Raw genomic sequence first — 20,471 nt, 5'->3', positions numbered from 1 at the left:
AAGATCATCGCCCTTTTCCGGATGGGATTGTCTGGATCGCCTGCACCATCTCGGCCGGCATGAACATTTTAGCAAGTGGTCGTCGTCCTATCGACAGTTCCGACGCTGGATGATCCGCGGATTGCGGGACCTTCTGCTTGAGCCTCTGAACGAGACTGAAGGCGTCGGCGAGAGAGTCCAGACGATCATGGCGCCATCGTCCGGGTGCATCACTGCGCCGTAGGCGCTAAAGGGACCTCGCGTCAGGTCTTGGGCGCTTGAGAGGCGACTTCACGCCTAAGAGTCACCTCCCTAGGAACGGCGAGGACTGCTGTTAGCCGCAGAGATCATTGCAGGCTAGGGCTTGGATTATTCGCGCTTTGACCCTTTGAGGGACGCGGTCGGGCCGTAGCCAAATATCAATCGCAGATGGCTGCAATAATTCCGATCGTATTCGCGAAACGCTAGAGGACAAGGGCGCCGCGACCGTCGTTACGCGCAGGAAGCGCAAAGCCAAATCTAGGTCGCTGGCTAGGACTATACCTCGCGCAACGACATCGAACGCTGCTTCACAAGGACAAGAACGCGCGTAGCCGGGCGATCCGATATGCCAAAGCCCCAGCCAATTATCTTGGTTTCTTCCAAATTATCGAGATCCGGCTATGGAGCCATTGGTCAACAGGACCTAGACGGAATGGATCGGTTACGCCCGAAATTATGTCGCCTTTGAAATCGGCGGTTCAAATCGTGCGTTGAGTTCGGGCGACGTCCCGTCGTGCTCCGGGCGAAGGATAACCTACTGAATGAGGCCTTTTTAACGGCGCCTATTTGAACGTATTCAGCTACACTTGTACGAGACATTCGGCACACTGGATTGATATTACAGGTTGTGGATCTATAAGTCTCTCACGCACAAGGAAGGCTCCGTGGTTAAGGAATCTATCGCGGTAATCTTGAGTGCCTTCGGGCAATATTCTTACGTCGATAAGAGCGACTACGGTGATGCGTTTGTTGCGAGTCGCTGCGCGATCGGGGATTGCTCAAATGCCGCGCCGGCGGTGCTTGATTGACTGCGCCGCCAAATTTCCCGATGTTGCCGGGTCAGGGATGGTCGATAACAAAGCGGCCAACATTTTCTACCAGAGTCGCTTCGCACGTCTCTGGTCGCGAAGCGCGCGTACCGTTCTACGCCTATCCCCTCTATGAATTTGAAATGACCTTCGATGCCCTCGATTCTGCGGGCAAATTTCCTGGCTTAGGCGCCAATTCTCTGCAGGCCCTTCTCGGGCTTTACCTGCAATGTCAAGGCCAATATGGTACGTTTCTCTACGTCGACCCGTCCGATCATCTTGCTGATAGGCAAATCATCGCAACTGGAGATAGAATATCGACAACATTTGTCTTAGTCCGGACCTACGGAGGGTTCACGGAGCCGGTAGGTTGGGTATTAAGCAATCCGCCGGCCACAATTTACGACAATGATACGGTGGTTGCTAACACAGATTACTCAATCTACGCGCCGCACGGTTCAAATAATATGATAGCGTTCTCAATCGCCCCGCAGGAAGGTCATATTGTTAGTGCAAGCTTCGCTTTTGCGTATTTGTGTAGATTTGCGGATGATCAAAGTGACTTTCAACAGATAATGGATGGGCTCTGGCAAGCCACCTCTGTGAAATTTCGAAGCGTGAGGCCATGAGAAGCGCGTCGCCAGATCTAGTCGAATTTCTCGGCGTACTACGTTCGAATTGTGATATAACTGCACTTGTCGGCGACTGCTTTACTTTGACGCTTCAAAACGGACTAATACTGACCGTTACAAACGCCGATGTGTCAATTGCGCTAAATGGCGCAATATATCAAGCGAATTCAATCCTCATTGACGGCTTGAGATTGAAGAGCAGCGTCGGGCTTGAGGTGGATCAACAGCAAATTACGATTTCTGCAAGGACCGTTGACACCCTGGGCGGCATCCCGTTTATGCAAGCTGTCCGCAACGGGATTTTTGACGGCGCGCTAATCCAGCGGGAGAGAGCGTTTCTGAAAACGTGGACTGAACCACCGATAGGTAGCGTTGTCCTATTTAAAGGACGGGTCGGAGCGGTGGATAACGTTGGGCGTACAACGGCACAATTGACCGTGAACTCGGATTTAGTGCTCCTCGACATCGAGATGCCGCGCAACATATATTCGCCAAGTTGTCAACATAAGCTTTATGATTCTGGCTGCACGCTCATTAAAAGTGCCTTTGGCGCTATGGGTCAGGTCGGTGCTGGCTCTACGCCGACGATAATCAATTGGTCGGCTGCCGCGGCAGAATACGCCCAAGGAACGATTGCGTTCACTTCCGGTCCAAATATAGGTGCGACGGCGAACATCAAGGCAGCGGTAGCTGGCTCTTTGACGCTAAGCAATAAGCTACCGCACCAACCTACTGTCGGAGACGCGTTTACAGTCTATCAAGGATGTGATCACACGCTATCTACGTGCCGGACCAAATTCAATAACCAGATCAATTTTCGTGGCTTTCCATTCATACCGCCACCGACATATGACCTGTAATTATCGAGTTAGCCATGGATACTAGATCAGTTATCGTACGAGAGGCTCGGAAGTGGATTGGAACCCCATATCATAATTGCGCCGATGTGCGGGGCGTCGGGGTTGATTGTGGGATGCTCCTCGTCCGCGTCTACGTCGACCTTGGACTGACGGCGCAATTTGATCCCAGGCCGTACAGTGCCGACTGGCACTTGCATCGATCTGACGAAAGATATCTAGGCTTCGTCGACGAGCGGGCCACTGAAGTCCCCCGACCCGAGTCAGGTGACATATGCGTATTTCGTTGGGGAAGGTGCTACTCACACGGCGGAATCGTTTCGAATGTGGAACCATTGACAATTATTCATGCTTTTCAGCCGTCTCGCGTTGTTGTCGAGGATCCTGTCTGGACTCATCCCGATCTGAGTAACTCCAAACGCCGCGTGCGCTTCTTTAGCGTTGTGCGAAAAGAAGATAATTAAAATGAGTTTCTTGCGCTCGGCGAATGCTGCTAAACAAGCATGGGTCTATGAATATTCTGGACTGCAGATACAGTCGGCAACGGCCGGAGTTCCAATTCCAATTGTCTATGGAACGAATAAGAGTGGCTATAATTTAATATGGCAAGGCGGCTTTTTTGGCGTGCCGCAATATTCGGCGAACACCGGTTCAGGCGGGAAGGGCGGGTCGTCAAATAAGCAGACGGTATCGGGTTACAGCTACTATGTTTCAGCTATTCTAGGTCTGTGCGAAGGTCCGATTGCAGGAATTGGAACAATTTGGTCCGGGTCGAGTTCCACGACATTGGCGTCCGCAGGTTGGACATTCTTCAGCGGCTCCACGCCACAACCGTATTGGTCGGTTCTTTCAACGCAGTTTCCCGACCAAACAATCGCTTATGGTGGTCTAGCATATGTATGTTCAGCAGCATTTTATTTGGGTTCGAGTGCAAATCTGCCGTCCGAAAATTTCGAAATACGTGGCGTGCTATCCTTCCCATCTACTTCTGCAGTCGTAAACGGCTTGGATGCGGATCCAGCACTTATTGTGCAGGACTTCCTGACGAATTCACAATATGGCGTCGGCTTTCCACCAGAAAGCATAAATGCATCGACTCTATTGGGCGCGTCAGGAGATGCATCCTATCAGACCTATTGTCGAGCAGCCGGTCTCGCGCTTTCCCCGACGTTAGTTAATCAAGAGACTGCCAACAGCATACTTGCGCGATGGTTGTTGCTTACAAATGCCGCTGTAGTATGGTCGGGCGGAGAATTGAAATTTATTCCCTATGGCGACTTGCAAATTACAAGGCAACTCCAAACCGGAAAGCTTTCAACTTATACTCCACAGATATCGCCAATTTACAACTTAACCGACGATGACTTTGTCGCCACGGGAGAAAATGATCCCGTGCAGGTGTCGCGCTCGGATCCATTTACAGCGAAAAATTGGCTGGCGTTGGAAATAGCGGAGAGAGAAGCGCAGTATAGCCCTTTACCGATTGAGGCTTGGGACCAAAATTCAATTGAAACATTCGGCCTGCGGAAAGGATCCAGCATTACCGCCCATGAGATTTGCGATCCGGAGGTCGGTCAGATTGCTGTTCAATTAATGCTGCAGCGCGGTCTTGCTGTACGGAACACTTATCAATTCAAATTAACATTTGAATATTGCCTGCTGGAGCCTATGGACATCGTTTCGCTGACCGATCCCGCGCTCGGCTTGGATTGCTATCCGGTTCGGATTACCGCAGTCGAGGAAGATGACATCGGCGTACTCGCCGTGAGCGCGGAGGATTTTGAGCTTGGGGCCGCAACCGCTTCTATTTATTCCGTTCAAAGTGGTCAAGGCGTTGCTTACAATAGTTCTATTGTTCCTGCTGCTGTAAACATTCCATTGATCCTCGAACCGCCCGCAGCATTGACGGGGGGCATCGCTCAGATTTGGGTTGCGCTTTCGGGAGGAACGAATGGGCGCGTTGACCCAAATTGGGGTGGCGCGAACATCTATGTTTCATTGGATGATACAAGCTATAGTTTAATTGGTGCAACGACCCATGGGCCTGCACGCCAAGGCAATCTTATCAATAGATTGCCCGCCATCGGCGGTCTAGACAACGCTGATGTGCTTTCGGTTTCACTTCTCGAGAGCGGAGGAATGTTGGCGCCGTCGACAGACCTAGACGCACGCAATGGCGCGACTCTATCCATTATAGACACTGAGTTCATTGCGTATGCAAATGCAGTGTTGACTAGCGCCAACACATACAGCCTTACCGGTCTTCAGCGTGGGCTTTTTGGATCGTCGCCGTCGGAGCATCTCGGTGGCGCGCCATTCGCTAGATTGGATAACGCAATTTTTAAGTATAATTTGATGAATAACTATATCGGGATTAAGCTCTATTTCAAATTTCAAAGCGTCAACATATTTGGGCAAGGCATTCAGGATCTAGCCGATTGTGCAACCTATAGTTACACGCCGACGGGCGCGGGAATGATTGGCGAAGTCACCGCGGCCCTTATTTCAGGATCTAGTCTGGATTTTGGGCTCGCAAGCCTCGCAGACAACTCTGTTGACGATTGGGGGCGGGCGTCCGATCCATATAGCATCGTAATCGATTTGGGGTTAGCGTCTGCATGAGCATTCAAGTCAAACGTAGGCGGGAGGCCGCAGGCTTCCTTGCGGGCTATGTCGGAGCGGCGGGAGAGCTTCTTGTCGATACAACAAATAATCGGGTTTTAGTTCAAGATGGCGTGACAGCAGGCGGCTTTGCAGCCGCTAAGTTGAGTGAGGTGCCATGCAGCCGCACGCCTCACGGGGCTGGCATTCAGTTTTGGGTCGTCGAAGAAGCCGTCACCTGCTCAGGCGCGTTGAGCTCGTCAGTCATGGAGATCCCAAGCCGATCCCTTGTTTTTTCGGTTTCAGTACGAGTATTGACGTCCATTTCCGGCGCCAATTCATTTAATGTCGATGCGACGACGGGGCCCGGAGGAGAACTCGGGTCTGTGAACGGTCGATTTGGCTCCGCTATTGGGACTTCGACTGGAGTGACCAACTCAGGGCTAATCGGCCCAACAGTGTGGTACTTCCCCTCGGCAATCAGTATCATCGCGATTGGCGGCGCGTTCACGGCGGGCGTGGTGAGAATCGCGATTCATTACGCGACATTCGATCCGCCGGCATCGTAATGTTTTCGAGGTCTTTAGCGTCCTCGCACGGCATTTCAGCCGTACGCACTTTTGCTTAGGATATCGTATGGCTGCAACGACGTTTTTATCGCTCGCGCAAGGTGTGTGGAGCTTGATTGGAGTTGGGCCGGTTATGCTTCAAGCGCGGTCCTCCCCGGTCTGGTATGTAATTTCTGATCTTCCGCCTGCCGATGGAGCGGTCGGGTTTAGCCTTCGACCAGATGAGCGAGTGAAGCTTTGGACCGCAAGTCAGATTTGGGCGTCGACGTCGGGGACGGAGGATAGCGTTGTAGTGTTCTATCCGCTGAGTTAGATCATAGATGAGAGTCCGATGGCGATCGAAACGAATGTGCTTTTCTTAACGCAGGGTGTTTGGAGCCTACTAGGGATTGGTTCGCTCCGAATTGAGGGCAGAGCGAATCCAATTGTCCTGCATTGGGGCGGCGAGGCGCCGAGACAAGACCAAATTGGGATTCTGTTCGCAGCAGGCGAGCAAGATGAGATATGGACTACGACGTCGGTCTATGCATCGACCCCTGTTAGATCTGCGGCGATTATTTTCGCTCCAATTGACGGAGCTTTGTTGTCATCGGTAAAGGGAAGCGAAGTTGGAGGGGGCGTCGCAGATTTCGGCAAGGCGACGAATTCGGCTTTGCTTGCCGCTGTTGCTGCTTAGGCTCGAGGGGTAATATCTATGGCATTGCCGACTTTAAATGTGACGCCAGGATCTGGCGCTGTGGTAAACACGCTTCCAAATGCGCCCGCAGTGACTGCAAATAGCGTGTCGGTCGCGTTAGCCACTGATCAAGCGCCCGTGCAGGTCGTTGGAAAGTGCGGCATCGATCAAACTACGCCGGGTGTGACAAATGCGATAGTAGTTACCGGCGGAGCCATTTCTTTAATTGATCGTTCCGGATATATTCGTGGCGGCGTTATCGGCGCTACGGTTCAGACAGCAGGTGGCGCCGCGGGGCATATTTATTCCCCTGGGGACACTTTGATTCTGCCGACTGGTGCGGGCGTCGTTGCTCCAGCGGCTTTAACCGTTGCTACGACGCAAGTCGTTGCTGCGACAGTTGCGGCTGGCGGGACCGGCGGCGCAAATGGTACGCAAACGGTCATCGGTACGACCGGGACGGGAATAAAATTTCAAGCGTCAGTCACTGTGGCCGGGGGGGCTATTACAGCAGTGCTGTCCATAGCCGCCGCAGGATCATATACAGTCAATCCAACCACGCCGGCCGCAGAACCGGTTAGCGGCGGAAGCTTGGCGGGCGCGCAGCTGAATTTGATTATGGGTGCGGCGACTTTGACTGTAAGCGCGCCAGGGATTTACGGCGCTCCGCAAACAAATCCGATCGTTCCGGTGTCGACGTCTGGATCGGGTTCGGGCGTCGCTGTCAACCTGATGTCCTTTTCTCCGCTGTCGACTCCGGTGTTTTCCAGCAATTCGGGTCGTCAATATTTTATGTTTCGAAACGAGAGCAGCTCACAAAACCTCGGGGCGTCTATTGGGGCGACTGCAGCTTTCGGCGCGGTCGGCACGACGACCTTTGGACCTAACGGCGACGGTTGGAGCGAGGCGGGGGGGCGGATTCCGAGCAATGCGATTGCGCTGATCGGCGGGACTGCATTTCAGCAATTTACAGCTTGGGAAGGCTAAAGCGGAGGGTCATTGAATGTCTCGCATTTTACCCTCAGGTTATGGTGCGTCGAAGGAGACGACCGGCGGCTGGCTGCGGCGTTCATATGTCGCTGCGCAAAGGAGCAATCCGCTGTTCTCGACGACAAGGTTGGTTGGTTCCGTACCATGGATCGCAGGCGGTTTATTTTCTGGCGGTCAGGTTGTGTCAAACGGTGGATTTGTCTATTACGCCGCGTCTGGCGGGACGGCAGGGACCACGCCGCCGACGCATATCACAGGCACTGTGAGCGACGGTGGGATTAACTGGACGTTTTGGGGAGTTCAGACCGCGCCGGTGGTGTCCCAATCTGCATCGCACAATGCAGCGTTGAGCCTAACTTTTACTCCGCCGGGTTCCAACCCGGATTTCCCTTCGGATCGCTCCAGTGTGTTTCGGGTCGTTGGCGGCACGCCTTTCTCGAACGGAAACCAGGCGGGCATTCCGGGTTTCCAAACGGACTTGATGTTGTCCACTGGAAACTTGGGTGGGAAGGGCGCGGGGGAGAGCGGCTATTGTTCCTGGCAGTCGTGCTATCAAGTGGATTTTGAAGGGGACATACTGGAATTTAAGGGCATTTTTTTTGGCGCAGGGCCGATCTTGATCCGCGTCAATGGGGTCCCGCTCGACTACGCTTTTACACCTGTCGCTGGTGGATTTCGCTACGTCACATTGGATTTCACGAATTGTACGTCGGCGCAGGCTTTTGGGACGACCATCGGCCGGTCGATTTATCAGATCGAAATCACCTTTGGCATGAATCAAAACACTGCGTCTCCGATTTGGGTCGTTAGTGCGTCATGCAAGCCTACGTCGAATCTCTCCTATCCTTCGGTCGCGGACAATCGGAGACTCTATCTCCTAGGCGACAGCCAAAGTGAGGGCTATGACCTCGCCGCATCGTGGAACGCCTATGCGTTGCAATTGCAGAATTTGCTCGGCGTTGAGATCGTAAACGACTCGATAGCGGGGACTGGCATTGTCGCGACTGCATCAAATACGGCGGCGAACTATCAAACGCGCGCATTGAAGAATCTGGCAGTCCATAATGGGCATAGACCTATCGCTGGAATTTTAATTCAGCCTTCGTCGAACGACACGAGCTATGCCAGCAATAGTGGAATTAATTCGGCGATGTCGACCTTGCTTCAGACTTTGCGCGGGGCCTTTCCCGGGGTGCCGATTATTTCCCTTGGAGCATTGACAGGCGGTTCGAATGCATCAGCGCAACAAGCGGCTCAGCTGGGCAACGAGAGTGCGGTTTTGGCTGCTGTAACGCAGCAGCAAGCGCGAGGCGATTTGAATACTTTTGGCATAACACTCGCCAGCGATCCGCTTGGTCCGGACATTACGGGTACTGGGCGGGTCGGCACTGTAACTGGCAACGGTGGCGCTGATTTCGACATTGATAGCGGCGGTCTTCATCGGACAGTTGCAGGTCATTGTGCGACCGCGCTTCGCCAAGCCCGCGCGCTTGGAGCAATCTGGAGCGCGATGCCGTGAGGTCGGGAAAGGCCGGACGGAATTATTAGGGTTCTCGGGTAGGCGCTTGGCGTTGGGGGGGGCGATTTGAGCCGGATGCTTTTGCCGCCGGACCAAATGTGAAATGCGCGAGCGACGGATTGATTGATATTTTGTTTTTCGGTTTTTCGGTCGGCTTGTGTGAAAGGATGCGCGTCGATTTGCGCGTCATACGTCATTTTTCCACGGTGGGATCACAAAGGAGGGTGTCATCTGCAAGGCGTTTGATTTCGTCAAAGGCGAATTCGTACTTCTTCAACAGAAGTTTCGCGTCTGTGTATGGGCAGGCTATTTCGATTTATGGCGGCGTTAGGTCGCCACAATGACCATCCGGCAACAGATCGCGGCAGGTCTTTTTATTGCGGAGGGTTATGATCCAACCGGTGCGGCGGCGGTTGTCGGGAATTTCAGTCAAGAGTCGGGGGGCGATCTTCATTCCGGTTATATCCCGACGTCTCGATCGGACCACGGAAGCCAGGGAATTGCGCAATGGAGGTTGGCCCGACTCGATGCGTTGGAAGAGTTTTGCTCAGGTCGAAGGCTCCATTCGGGGACACTGGCGGCGCAGATCAAATTTGCCGTCTTCGAACTCGGGAAGGCTTATCCGGAGCTGGATAAAGCGCTGCGCGCAGGTGGGGATCTCGACAAGCTGACGGCGCGCGTATGTTGGGAATATGAACGGCCAGCGAAGGCATCGGCCAATCTATCCAATCGCATCAGGCAGGCGCATAACGTTTTTCGCGATTATATCGGTGCGAATCCAGCGCATTCGCCAGCAGCGGAAGCGCAAGCGAAGATCATTTTGGCAAAGAAAGCCGGCGAGACGCATGACGCGCATGCGGGATTGGGCGTGATTGCCGGCGGATTGCTCGGGGTCTTCCGTGGGACCCTGGAAATTCCGGCGCCGATGCTATCCGCGATTGGCTGCGTTATAGGGTTCGCGGTCCTCTACTCCATTTTTCAATCGGAGAAAGCGAAGACCGTGGCGGCGGCGACTGTTGTTGATCTATCGCAGACGGCGGCGCGTATGGAGCGGGAGGCGCCTGCGATGCAGTGCGCCGTCCCGACTGGGGAGGCAGAATGGCTTTGGATCGAGAGCCTTGCGATTTGGGTCCGTGGCGCGCATGCGCCGCCGCCTCCACCTGTTGTACAGGCTTCCACCGATCCGGCATTGATCGCTCCTGCGGACATGGATGCTCTGGCTGAAAAGATCGTCACAAAATTACTTGCGCCAGTTGAGCGCAAATAGGAGATCTTCATGGCGTCTTTTTGGGACGCGGCCGGATGGCCGCTCGTCTTTATGCTCGCGACTTTGGTCGTCTACGTCGTCTATCTGCGACCTAAATTGCAGGAGACGGCGCTGGTGCTTGGCAAGCCCGGTAAGCTCGCCGATCCGTCCCTTTCGTTTTGGCGGAAGTGTTGGCTCAAAATTGACGGTTGGAAAACGCCGATTTTGCTCGCCATCGCGGCGATCTTCAAGGGCGGCGAGCAAATCCTGGAGAGTCTTGACGGGGACGCCCTCGTCGAGTTGAAGACGCTGCCCTGGGCGGAGTTCTTCGACGCAGCGACGGCGAATAAGATCGCCTCCGCTGCGACGATTCTCGCGTGGGTCGCACATGTCTACGGCGTCAATCAGGCGGCTAAGACGCCGCCCTTGGCGTAGCGGATGCTTGCGTCGATCGGCGCGCTGTTGACTTCATTGGTTGAGGGTGTCGCGGGGCCGCTTTTCGGCTGGCTGAATAAAAAGGCCGACGCGGATCTCGCTGCATTCACATCGGAGCGGGGCTTCGATCTACAAGGCTACCAAGCCTATCTCACCGCCCAGGCTCAGGTAAATCAACTCAAGGCTTCGACAAACACGTGGGGCGGGGCGCGCTTCATGGTGTTCGCCTTTGGGCTTCCCGCCGCGCTCCATTGGGGCGCGGTGTTCTTCGTCTCGACGATCCCGCAATTCGGCTGGGTCGTACCAGCGCTTCCCGCTGCCTACGCAAGCGCCGAGCAGACTATAGCGCTGAGCTTTTTCATTCTTGCGCCGACCATGCCAATTGCCTCGGCCTTCGCCTCATGGGTGCATCGCCAATGAGCAATGCGCTGCCACTGATCACCAGCATGATTTCGACGCTGCAATCGCTGTCGGCCGACCAGGCCGTGATCCTCGTCAACCAGGAGAAACAAATGGCCACGATCGCTGAGGTTCAAACCGCTCTCGACAGCCTCAAGACCTCCGTCGAGTCCGCGCTCGCGGAGCTCAAGACGGCGCTTTCCAAAGAGCAAGCCGCCGCTGCATCGAGCAATGCCGCAGATCTCGACAGTGTCGTAGGTGCGATCGGCGCGCTCGAAAGCGAGGTGACGAACGCCATTGGGTCTGTGTCCTCCGTGCCGGCCGCTTCCGCTTAGCCAGATGGCGACGATCCCCGTCAAGCTCCTAGACCGGTTGCGCGATTCCATTTCTGGACTGCGCCTCGCCGACGCCGAGATCGCTGCGCTCAGGCCGTCGATTGAGGCGGGGCTCGACGCGCCATTCCTCGTTTCGGCGAGGAAGCTCAAGGGCCTCAAGCATGAGGGCGTCGAGATTACGATCAAACTCCATCTATTCGACCTAGAAGAGGACGGACGCGCTTCATGATGGATGACCCGCTTTTTCTCTTGACGGCGATTATATCGCTTTGCGCCGTTCTCGCCGGAGGCTGGCTCGGCTCAATCAGGACGCCGAGAGTCATCCCACGAATGCATGAGGTCGAGGCGTGGGCCGGCGCCTTCGGTTCAATCGCCACCGGAGCATTCGTCGCATCGGCAGCTGTCTTTCTGACGTGAAAGCCATAGGCGCTAAAATTCAAAGGACCAAAAATGTCGCTGACCTATGCGGAGCCGGAGCAAGAAAGGCGGAGCTCGATGGCGGATGACGCAAATACGCGGCTCGTCAGGCTCGAGGATTTGATGATTGGCGTGAAGGAGGACGCCGCAGCCACCCGGACCCTGACCCGGACAATTCTCAATGAACTGCTAGGAACCGATTCGGCGCCCGGAATCGGGAAGCGCGTGAGCAATCTCGAGCTGTCCCATGCGGCGGCGGAGGCCGAGCGCAAAACCGAAAGGCGTGTTCTGGCGACCATATTTTTGGGGATTTTGTCCGCCATCGGCTATTTGCTGCATGCGGTCGGCGTGGATTTTCATTTCAAACCCTGAGCAACTTTGGCCGTTAATCGGCGGTCGACATTTCCCGGAAACTGCTCTAGCCGTGGGGCGTTGGTCCGGAACGTCCATGACTGAAAAAAGCAGCCTCACTTATGCCGACGCCGGCGTCGATATTGACGCTGGAAACGCCTTGGTCGAACGGATCAAGCCGCTCGTGCGGTCGACGCGGAGGCGCGGAGCAGACGCGGAAATCGGTGGCTTCGGCGGCCTTTTCGATCTCAAGGCCGCCGGCTTTGTCGACCCTATCCTCGTCGCGGCCAATGACGGCGTCGGCACGAAGGTCAAGATTGCGATCGAGACTGGCGTCCACGACACGATCGGGATCGATCTCGTCGCCATGTGCGTGAACGATCTTGTCGTGCAAGGCGCGGAGCCGTTGTTTTTCCTCGACTATTATGCGTCTGGCAGGCTCGATCCGAAGATCGCGGCCGATGTCGTCGCGGGCATAGCGCGGGGCTGCGTCGAGGCTGGAGCGGCCTTGATCGGCGGCGAGACCGCTGAAATGCCAGGCCTCTACGCAGGCGGGGATTTTGACCTCGCAGGATTTGCGGTCGGCGCCGTCGAGCGCGCCAAGCTCTTGCCCAGGACCGACATTGCGCCGGGAGACGTCCTCTTCGGCTTGAAGTCGTCCGGAGTCCATTCGAATGGTTTTTCGCTTGTCCGGAAGATCGTGGCGAACTTGGGGCTCGGCTGGGACGCGCCGGCGCCATTTGACGTTGAAAAGACGCTTGGGGAGGCCTTGCTCACACCAACCCGCATTTACGTCAAGGCGGCGCTGGCGGCGCTGGCGGAATGCGATGGCGTCAAGGCGCTCGCCCATATAACCGGGGGCGGTTTTCCAGACAATCTTCCGCGCGTGCTGCCGGGCGGCCTTGGAGCCCGGCTCGATCTCTCGGCAATTCAGGTTCCGCGTGTTTTCGCATGGCTCGCCGCATCAGGCGGCGTCGGTGAAGCCGAAATGCTGCGAACCTTTAATTGCGGAGTCGGCATGATCATAATCGCCAGTCGCGAAAGCGCCGCCGTTCTCGAGCGCGCGTTGCGCAACCAAGGCGAGGCGCCTATCGCCCTTGGCGAGGTCGTAGAAGCAGGCGACGGCGAGCGCGTGGTCTATTCTGGACGGCTCGGCCTGTGACGATCCGGCGTAAGCGCACGGCTATTTTGATCTCCGGGCGCGGATCAAACATGCGGGCCCTGGTCCAGAGAGCACGAAGTCCCTCCTATCCGGCCGAAATCGCCCTCGTTTTGTCGAATCGCCCCGACGCGCCTGGATTGGCCTTCGCTAAGGAAAACGGCATTGCGACCGCCGCTGTCGATCATAAGATTTACGCGGGACGCGAAGAGTTCGAGCGCTCGATGCAACTCCTCCTGGAGCTGCATCGCATCGAATATATTTGCCTTGCAGGCTTTTTGCGCATTTTGACGCCCTGGTTCGTCGGCCATTGGCGCGGCAGGCTCTTGAATATTCATCCTGCGCTTCTACCGGCCTATCGTGGCCTCGACACCCATGCGCGTGCGCTCGCCGACGGCGTGAAAATCCATGGCTGCACGGTGCATTTCGTCGTACCGGCCATGGACGAGGGACCGATCATCGCGCAGGCGGCTGTGCCTGTTCTCGACAGCGACACGACGGAAACGCTCGCGGCCCGCGTTCTCGAGCAAGAGCATATCATCTATCCGGCAGCCCTGGAGCGCGTCGCCGGCGAGAAATTGCGGGTGGAGGGCAATCGCGTATTTTGCGGCGACGACGCATTCCCCTCGGCGCCTCTACGGGTTCCTTCCGCTGAAGGGGATAGCGGCTGACAATCAGTGACCAATCGTCCAGTCGCCAAGAACACGCTCCAGACCAAAGTCGAAGCATGTTCTCATGAGGCATTGGATAGACCCGATGCCTAAATTTCGAAAAACTCGATCAATTTTTTCGGAACACGCTTTTAGGCGTAGGTCCTCTCCGATTCAGACTCGACGTAGCCGGCCTCGAGGAGCTTGATGAACTTTTCCTCTTTGCCGATCTCGATCCAACCTTTCTCGACTGCATATTGCTGCCCGGCGGCGAGATCGCTGGCTTGCCAACCATCCTGGCTGAACGGGAGTTGGAGATTATGCGCCAATAGGGTCGAACCGGTTCTGCATTTATGCCGCTTGAAAATTGTCAAGACATAGTGCGCGCTATCTTCAGCGCTGTGGGGCGCGGCCATCGTGATTCTCCTAAGATCTGTGAGACTTGTCGCTTTACCCTGATCTGATCGTCGGCTTCAGCCCGCGCGATGCGCCCCAAAGCCAAACGCTAGCCATCGGGGCGCGCGTCGGAACCGGTGATTTCAACGTCAGTTCTTATGCAGTATCGGCGCCGGCGGGGTGCGTCGCGGCCACCTCGCGCGTTTGAGACGATCACGATCGTCGGACGAGCGGATCAGCTCAAGGATTGATGATCTTCTCCGCATAGGCATCATATTCTTTGCGGGTCCGAAATATAGAAAAGGCGCGCCCTCCCTCTTTCGTGTCGATCGTTTCGACGACGATCAGGTTTTCCGCAGTCTTTTTATCGACGGCGCCTTCCGCGCGAACGATCTTGGTGCCAACGACGAAAGTAATCGGGGCTTGGATCAAGGCCATTGGATGTCTCCATGCATGAGGCAAAGCTTCACGCGCCGGCCCGTCGCCGTGCGTCGAAGCCGAGCTAAGGCGCTTGGGTCAAGTAGAAATGCCGGCTTGAGCCAGGTATTTCGATCGCGCCTTGGCCGTCAGCTCTTCGCATCCGATTTGCTGAACAAGAATGGCGCCACTTCGCTGACGCCTGGGGCGCGTCCCGTCGAGAAGGGCATCGGTCGGCAGACCGCCATGGCGGACAGCCCGACGCGGGCCGTCAAAAGCCCGTTCAAAACGCCTTCGCCGAGCCGCGCCGATAATTTCGCGGCGATCCCGTGGCCAACCAGTTGTTGAATGAGGCTATCCCCTGCGGCCATGCCTCCGGTAATCGCGATATGCGCTGCGATCGAACGCAACAATCTGAAAAAGCCGAGCAAGCCAGGCCGGCCTCCGTAAATCGTCGCGATGCGCCGGATCAAGCGGATCGCTTGCGCCAAAACGAAGACGACATCGATGATCGCCCGCGGCGCGAGAGCGGTCACCACGGATACGCGTTTTGCGGCGGCGGCGATTTCCCGCCTGACTTCGCTGTCCAGCGGCGAGACCAAGGTTCGTTCCGCAATATCGATGAGGTCGCTTCCATCGACAATGTCGCGGGAGAGTTGGCGCAGTTGTGTGCGCGCTTGAGCGGTTTCCGGGCGCCCGACGTAAAGCGCGGATAGCTCGCCGACGAGCTTCCGAGCCTCCTTGAAATCATCCGCCTCTCTCGCCCTTGCGAGCCCGATATGAAGCTCCGCGATATGGCGCTGTCGGACGACGCTCGAGATTTCTCGCGCCGCGAGAACGAACAGAGCGACTCCGGCGAGGCACGCCAATACGATGGCGATCGCGCCTAGCGCCGGCGCCTGCGCGAACAGCGCTTCGATCAGCTGGGCGATCTCGAGGCTGAAGCCGAGCGAGACCAAGCCTCCGAACGACGACCAGAAGACGCCAGTCCAAGAGAGTAGGGTGCGGGCGACGACGCCTTGCTTTTGCGCAACCTCGACAGCGGCTTCGTCAATGCTCGCGGCGGAGGCTGTGGACTCGAGTTCGGCTTCGAACGGGTCGATCGCGGGCTCGATCACTGTCGCGCCGCGCGGAATGCTGTCGCCGGCTCCGGCGCCGTTCAGGTTCAGCTCATCGAGGCGAAAGGCGCGCGGAGGGCGTCTTTTCTCAAGCGTCACGGCACAAACCTCTCAGGGCGCCCGTCGCGGGAGTCCCCTTGCTGTCGGGAAATTGAACTCGTCCGAGGCGCACGCCGGGCGGCTCCTTTGGTGACATTCATCTGTCTCGACGGACTCATATCAGCTTGTCTCCGAGGAGAAACTGAAGCGCGCGGTCGAGCCGAATATGGGGAGGAGGGAACGGCTTTCCATCCTTGCCGCGGACGGGCGTCGGCGGGCGAAACCGAACGAAGCGGTAATCGATCTCGTCAGACAGCATGGCCAGAGGCTCGCCGAGAAAGACCGCTTGCGGGTCCTTGGGTAATTCGCCCGGAAAGATCGCCGCCTCCGTTTTCCCGTCGAAGATTTCGTCGCCGATGCGCTCGCCGTCTAAAGGCGTGCCGATCACCGCTTCGAGGGCCGGACCGCCATGGCCATTGACCTTCGCCTCGCGCGTGGCGCGGACTGCGGCGAGCGCGATGACGTCGACCTCCGCGCCGACGTTTTCGACCCGCTCGATCGCGCGCGTGGTCAAGTGCCGCAGGATCGCCTCGAGCCGATCATGGCTCGTGTGGTGGAGATGATCGGCCTTGGTCGCGGCGAAAAGGATCTTGTCGATTTTTGGTCGGAACAGGTTCGTCAGGACATTGCCGCGCCCGGCTCTGAATGCGGTGAGGACGTCGGTCAGGGCGATCTCGAGGTCGCGCATCGCGGCGGGGCCCGCATTGAGCGCCGCCAGCGCGTCAACGAGAACGATCTGCCGGTCGAGGCGCGAAAAGTGGTCCCGGAAGAAGGGTTTGACCACATGGGCCTTATAGGCCTCGTAGCGGCGCTCCATCATCGCGGCGAGCGAATCGGGCGGATAGACCTCGCCCTCTTCGATCGCGAGCGGCACGAAGGTCAGCGCTGGCGACCCTTCGAGGTCGCCGGGCATCAGAAAGCGCCCAGGCGGCAGGCTTGAAAAGCTATATTCGTCGGCGCGGCAGGCCCGCAGATAAGCGGTGAAGAGTTCGGCCGCGCGGCGGGCGTCGTCTTCATTGGCTTTGGCGCGTGGATCGGCGTTGATGGCGAAGCCGCGCCAATGCGCCGCAAGCGCCGCTCGGCCCGCGCTCGCGGAGGCGATGAAGGTTTCGCGCGACCATTGGGCGAAAGACTTTGAGAGCAGGGGCAGATCCAAAAGCCATTCGCCGGGATAGTCCACAATGTCGATCGCGAGGGACTGACGGCCAGGGCGAAGGCCGGCCTTTTGCTCGAAATCGAGGCGAATGCGCAATTCGGACACGCGCCGAGTTGACTGCGGCCAATGCCGGGCTTCGACCTGGCGCTGGGGACCAGTCAGAGCTGCGATGTGATCCTCGTAGGCGAATCGCGGCACGGCGTCGTCGGGCTGAGGCTCGAGCCTTCCGCCGATGAGCCTTCCCTCGGCGTGGACCCGAAAGACGGGCAAGGTGCTCCGACGGCCGCGCAAAGAGGGGTCGGCGGCCTTGGTCAGATGCTCGATGAGCGAGGTTATGAAGACTGTCTTGCCGGCGCGCGAAAGTCCGGTCACGCCCAGGCGAATATGCGGACCGCTGGCGTATTCGGCGAGGCTCTGCGCGACGGCGCGAGCCTCGAACAAGAGATCCGAGATCAAGGGCAAAGCAGCAATTCCGGCCGATCTTTCAAGCTAAACCACGGCGATTTTCAATCGTTTCGATCCAAAATCGCCACGATCCATTCCCACCGGCGAGCGGGAAGCGGGCGGAAAAACGGGCTCCATTTTTTCGCGTCCCGCTCCAGCGTTACCGACACTTGGCCGAAAATGGTTAACAGAAACACGATCTGCGGCTTCTTTTTAGAAGCGGCGGACCCTGAAATCACGAGGATTTTCGGAATTTGATCTGGAATCGAGGACCGAATCGGATTGCCTCGGCTGTCCGACTGCATCTCATTTAGGCGCAAACGCATTTGCGTTCAATGCGCGTCTCCGGCGACCTTTCCCGCGACCCGACCCCTTTGCGCCGCGATCTCGATCGCCGCGGCGATCAAGTCGTCGCGCGCAGCCAGGGGGCCGATCTCGACCCGGGCCATGTTGCGCATCAGGCCAGCCAAATTTTCTCCTGGCGTTCCGTCAGGCGAAAAGAGCTTCAAGTCTTCGTCGGGGTTGGAGCCTATGCCCTGGATCGCGCGCAGAGCGTAATTGCGAATCCTAAGCGTCTCGCCGGGACAAGAAGCGCCGCTGACCGGCCCCGGCGGCGCTTCGGGCTGTAGCGCGGCGCTCGACACGAGGTCGAGCGCCGCCAGACGCACTGGAGCGCGCTCGACATTCGCTTCTCCCATGCCGACGGCTATTTGCGGTGCGCGCATGAGGGGAACCGGTCGATCGGCGACGACGGATCGACGGAGCGCGACGGCTTTGCCGGCGCCCGCTTGGCCGGGCCGATGCGCGGCGAGCCAGCGTGCGCGGAGCGTATTGCCGAGTCCGCGGATCGCGAGGGTCCCCGCGCTGATCTGGGCCGGCCGCGCGCGAGGTGCGCTCTTGTGCAAAGCGCTCGTGGCGGTCCCGCATTGGGCCGGCGCCCAGCGCGACAGGATCGCCAATGCTGAATGTCGATGATAATCGAGATAGTAGCGGCGCAACAGCACCGCAGCCACCGTCGCGCCCTCGATCGCCGAGGCGAAGGCGACATGCCCTTCGGAATCCGCCGCGATCTCGCCCGCCCATCCCGCCCGCTTGACGCACCAATAATTGTTAAGCTTGACGCAACGGGCGATCGAAGCTGGCGTCCGATCGGCGATCAATTTCGTAGCTGAGGCCGGAGAAAGATCAAGATTTGTCGTCGCTTCGAAGCGCCAATTCGTAACCGCGCGGTCAGCCGGCCGGAATTTTGCCCCGGAGAGTACGTCAGCGAAAAAAGGCGCGTTGGCGATCAGAGCCACCGCCTCTGGAAGCGCGTTGAGCTTTGCTTCCACGGGAGTCGTCTCGATGGCGCCGCCGGCGATCAGGGCCAAAAACGCGAAAGCTTCAGGAAACATGCGATGGCCCCGAGGTTGATGGGTCCACGCCCATCGCGCCGAACGCCCCTGGCCCGGAGTTTCGATCCTAGTTCCGGTGTTCGGCAGAACTAATGCTAAACGCATGCGCAGCGTCCTGGTCCTACGCTGTTGCAACAAATTTCCAGAGCGACCCTTTCGCCGAAAATCAGCCGATTCCAATGAGGTTCGGCTGGACGGCGATCAACCAGATAGGGTTGGGAGCGTGACGAAACGATCGAGCGCGCCCCGGCCAGCATAGGCCTCGCTCCAGTCGTCTACGCGGAAATCGATGACCGCGAGACAGGGCGCCGGGAATTGGCTGCGCATCGTCGTCAAGCTTGCGCTTTCTCCCTCGGAGGCAAGCACGTTGGCCAGTTCGGCTAGGCTTGGATTATGCCCGACAATTAGCAAGGTCCTGATGGCGGCGGGCGTTCTCATAAGCATGCCTTGGACAGCGCTCAGGCTGGCGCTAAAGAGCGACGGCTCGATGGCGCTCGAAAGCTTTTGCCCCATTTCGCTTTCGACGATCTCAAGAGTCTCAAGCGTCCGTCGCGCGGGCGAGACAAAAACCAGATCTGGGGCGAGACCGGATTTGCGGATATAAGCCCCGATCCGCGCGGCTCCGGTGCGTCCTGCGGTTGTAAGACGCCTTTCCATGTCCCCAGCTGCCGCATGGACGACGGCCTCGGCGTGACGAAGGAGAAGGAGCCGCAGCATGACTCGAGCCAGAGCTTCATTTTGCAGAAAACGTGCGCCTCATCGAGGCGAGAGACCGAAGCTTTTTCATGTTTCTGGGCAATAGGAAAGAGCCGACAACCGGCAAATGCGCGCAAAAATGAATACTCGCGGATTGAATCCGCAGGCGGCGGTTTCGCGCGGACGGAGATCGCTCATTTGTGGCCGCCCCGCCAGCGGAAAAATTGCGCTCTATCGCATGATTCGATATGCGCGAGGACCAAGACGCGATTGAGAAATTTTGTCGCAGCGCAGCAGTCAGTCCGCCCGCGGACAACGACCGAAGCGCGGGCGATCAAGTTCGTGCCGCCCTAACAAGAGAAGCGCGGCGAAACCGCGCTTCTGCGTCATCTCTCGTTTGGGCTTTGGAGGGAGACCTCAAGAGTCGCGGCCGGGTCCAGCTTCCTTGTGAATGGCTTCAGAGAAGCGCTCCACATTTGATGCTACAGCCTTTCGCGCCGCTTCGGTGGATTTCATCGCGGCGTCGACGGATTTGGCCCAGGCGTCTTGGTAGGTTTTCGTAAGCTCGAGCGGAAAAGCCGAGAACAGCTCGCTGAATTTGCGCGTATGTTGCGCGGCGTGCTCAAATGCTTCTTTGACGAAGCTCGTCTGGATCGCGAGGATGTCCTCGAGATTATGGGCGCCGCGCAGCTTTTCGACCGTCGCCGAAGCATGGTCGAAGGTTTCTTTCGACATTTGCGCGATTTCGCCCGCGAAAGCCTGCAGTCTCTTGGACGCATCCGCCATGCCGCCGACAGCGGCGTCGATGCCGCTCGCAGCGGGGTTCGCCTGCGGGTCCTGTTGGGCCATGTCACTCTCCTCAGCAA

22 protein-coding genes are annotated in these 20,471 nt (G+C 57.5%); 15 read left to right on the top strand and 7 right to left on the bottom strand.

Annotated features, from left to right (window positions below):
* Nucleotides 1-1,045: 1,045 nt before the first annotated feature.
* The 15 genes from METAC_RS0110230 (at nucleotide 1,046) to purN (ending at nucleotide 13,906) form a co-directional block, all read left to right on the top strand.
* On the top strand, nucleotides 1,046-1,678 hold the full coding sequence (locus METAC_RS0110230) for a DUF2460 domain-containing protein (protein ID WP_026606955.1): 633 nt from the start codon (nucleotides 1,046-1,048) through the stop codon (nucleotides 1,676-1,678).
* Entirely contained in the window at nucleotides 1,675-2,541 is an 867-nt protein-coding gene (locus tag METAC_RS0110225) for a DUF2163 domain-containing protein (protein WP_026606954.1), read from the top strand. Before METAC_RS0110230 ends, METAC_RS0110225 begins: the two co-directional genes overlap by 4 nt.
* Nucleotides 2,542-3,003: 462 nt before the next feature.
* Entirely contained in the window at nucleotides 3,004-5,160 is a 2,157-nt protein-coding gene (locus tag METAC_RS0110220) for a phage tail protein (RefSeq protein ID WP_036256302.1), read from the top strand.
* The gene (locus METAC_RS26430; RefSeq protein ID WP_156898170.1) at nucleotides 5,157-5,708 is read left to right on the top strand and encodes a hyaluronate lyase N-terminal domain-containing protein; all 552 of its coding nucleotides are present in this window, start codon (nucleotides 5,157-5,159) and stop codon (nucleotides 5,706-5,708) included. The genes METAC_RS0110220 and METAC_RS26430 overlap by 4 nt, the downstream gene beginning before the upstream one ends.
* Before the next feature lie 331 nt (nucleotides 5,709-6,039).
* Nucleotides 6,040-6,384, top strand: a complete 345-nt coding sequence (locus tag METAC_RS0110215) for a hypothetical protein (RefSeq protein WP_026606952.1) — start codon at nucleotides 6,040-6,042, stop codon at nucleotides 6,382-6,384.
* A gap of 60 nt (nucleotides 6,385-6,444) precedes the next feature.
* A complete protein-coding gene (locus METAC_RS26425; RefSeq protein WP_210162540.1) occupies nucleotides 6,445-7,371 on the top strand; it encodes a hypothetical protein in 927 nt (308 codons plus the stop codon).
* Nucleotides 7,372-7,387: 16 nt separating this feature from the next.
* Nucleotides 7,388-8,893: an SGNH/GDSL hydrolase family protein gene (locus METAC_RS0110205; protein WP_156898168.1), complete on the top strand. Its 1,506-nt coding sequence runs from the start codon at nucleotides 7,388-7,390 to the stop codon at nucleotides 8,891-8,893.
* Nucleotides 8,894-9,233: 340 nt separating this feature from the next.
* Nucleotides 9,234-10,160, top strand: a complete 927-nt coding sequence (locus tag METAC_RS0110200) for a phage tail tip lysozyme (RefSeq protein ID WP_026606949.1) — start codon at nucleotides 9,234-9,236, stop codon at nucleotides 10,158-10,160.
* 9 nt (nucleotides 10,161-10,169) lie between these two features.
* A complete protein-coding gene (locus METAC_RS0110195) occupies nucleotides 10,170-10,574 on the top strand; it encodes a hypothetical protein (RefSeq protein WP_026606948.1) in 405 nt (134 codons plus the stop codon).
* A gap of 3 nt (nucleotides 10,575-10,577) precedes the next feature.
* Nucleotides 10,578-10,994 carry a hypothetical protein gene (locus METAC_RS0110190; RefSeq protein WP_026606947.1) on the top strand — a complete coding sequence of 139 codons (417 nt, stop codon included), beginning with the start codon at nucleotides 10,578-10,580 and terminating at the stop codon, nucleotides 10,992-10,994.
* A complete protein-coding gene (locus METAC_RS0110185) occupies nucleotides 10,991-11,308 on the top strand; it encodes a hypothetical protein (RefSeq protein ID WP_026606946.1) in 318 nt (105 codons plus the stop codon). Before METAC_RS0110190 ends, METAC_RS0110185 begins: the two co-directional genes overlap by 4 nt.
* Before the next feature lie 4 nt (nucleotides 11,309-11,312).
* Nucleotides 11,313-11,537, top strand: a complete 225-nt coding sequence (locus METAC_RS0110180; RefSeq protein WP_026606945.1) for a hypothetical protein — start codon at nucleotides 11,313-11,315, stop codon at nucleotides 11,535-11,537.
* 266 nt (nucleotides 11,538-11,803) lie between these two features.
* On the top strand, nucleotides 11,804-12,097 hold the full coding sequence (locus METAC_RS0110170) for a hypothetical protein (RefSeq protein WP_156898166.1): 294 nt from the start codon (nucleotides 11,804-11,806) through the stop codon (nucleotides 12,095-12,097).
* Nucleotides 12,098-12,173: 76 nt separating this feature from the next.
* The gene (gene purM, locus METAC_RS0110165; RefSeq protein WP_026606942.1) at nucleotides 12,174-13,238 is read left to right on the top strand and encodes a phosphoribosylformylglycinamidine cyclo-ligase; all 1,065 of its coding nucleotides are present in this window, start codon (nucleotides 12,174-12,176) and stop codon (nucleotides 13,236-13,238) included.
* A 2-nt stretch (nucleotides 13,239-13,240) separates the two neighbouring features.
* Nucleotides 13,241-13,906 carry a phosphoribosylglycinamide formyltransferase gene (gene purN, locus METAC_RS0110160; RefSeq protein ID WP_026606941.1) on the top strand — a complete coding sequence of 222 codons (666 nt, stop codon included), beginning with the start codon at nucleotides 13,241-13,243 and terminating at the stop codon, nucleotides 13,904-13,906.
* 131 nt (nucleotides 13,907-14,037) lie between these two features.
* Here purN and METAC_RS23165 read toward each other — a convergent pair whose 3' ends face one another.
* From METAC_RS23165 to phaP, 7 genes are all read right to left on the bottom strand, one after another.
* Nucleotides 14,038-14,301 carry a hypothetical protein gene (locus tag METAC_RS23165; protein ID WP_036255454.1) on the bottom strand — a complete coding sequence of 88 codons (264 nt, stop codon included), beginning with the start codon at nucleotides 14,299-14,301 and terminating at the stop codon, nucleotides 14,038-14,040.
* 220 nt (nucleotides 14,302-14,521) lie between these two features.
* Nucleotides 14,522-14,719, bottom strand: a complete 198-nt coding sequence (locus METAC_RS0110145; RefSeq protein ID WP_026606940.1) for a hypothetical protein — start codon at nucleotides 14,717-14,719, stop codon at nucleotides 14,522-14,524.
* A 128-nt stretch (nucleotides 14,720-14,847) separates the two neighbouring features.
* On the bottom strand, nucleotides 14,848-15,915 hold the full coding sequence (locus tag METAC_RS0110140) for a YcjF family protein (RefSeq protein ID WP_026606939.1): 1,068 nt from the start codon (nucleotides 15,913-15,915) through the stop codon (nucleotides 14,848-14,850).
* A 115-nt stretch (nucleotides 15,916-16,030) separates the two neighbouring features.
* Nucleotides 16,031-17,533 (bottom strand): YcjX family GTP-binding protein, encoded by a 1,503-nt coding sequence (locus tag METAC_RS0110135; protein ID WP_026606938.1) that lies wholly within the window; start codon nucleotides 17,531-17,533, stop codon nucleotides 16,031-16,033.
* 314 nt (nucleotides 17,534-17,847) lie between these two features.
* Complete coding sequence (locus tag METAC_RS23160) at nucleotides 17,848-19,014, bottom strand: hypothetical protein (protein ID WP_156898165.1); 1,167 nt, start codon at nucleotides 19,012-19,014, stop codon at nucleotides 17,848-17,850.
* Between the two features lie 96 nt (nucleotides 19,015-19,110).
* The gene (locus METAC_RS0110120) at nucleotides 19,111-19,626 is read right to left on the bottom strand and encodes a SixA phosphatase family protein (RefSeq protein WP_026606936.1); all 516 of its coding nucleotides are present in this window, start codon (nucleotides 19,624-19,626) and stop codon (nucleotides 19,111-19,113) included.
* Nucleotides 19,627-20,022: 396 nt separating this feature from the next.
* The gene (gene phaP / locus METAC_RS0110105; RefSeq protein WP_026606935.1) at nucleotides 20,023-20,454 is read right to left on the bottom strand and encodes a phasin family protein; all 432 of its coding nucleotides are present in this window, start codon (nucleotides 20,452-20,454) and stop codon (nucleotides 20,023-20,025) included.
* Nucleotides 20,455-20,471 lie beyond the last annotated feature (17 nt).

Source organism: Methylocapsa acidiphila B2 (assembly GCF_000427445.1).
Taxonomy (GTDB): Bacteria; Pseudomonadota; Alphaproteobacteria; order Rhizobiales; family Beijerinckiaceae; genus Methylocapsa; species Methylocapsa acidiphila.
The sequence above is the reverse complement of the archived record's forward strand: the minus strand, read 5'-3'. Positions and strand labels throughout refer to the sequence as shown.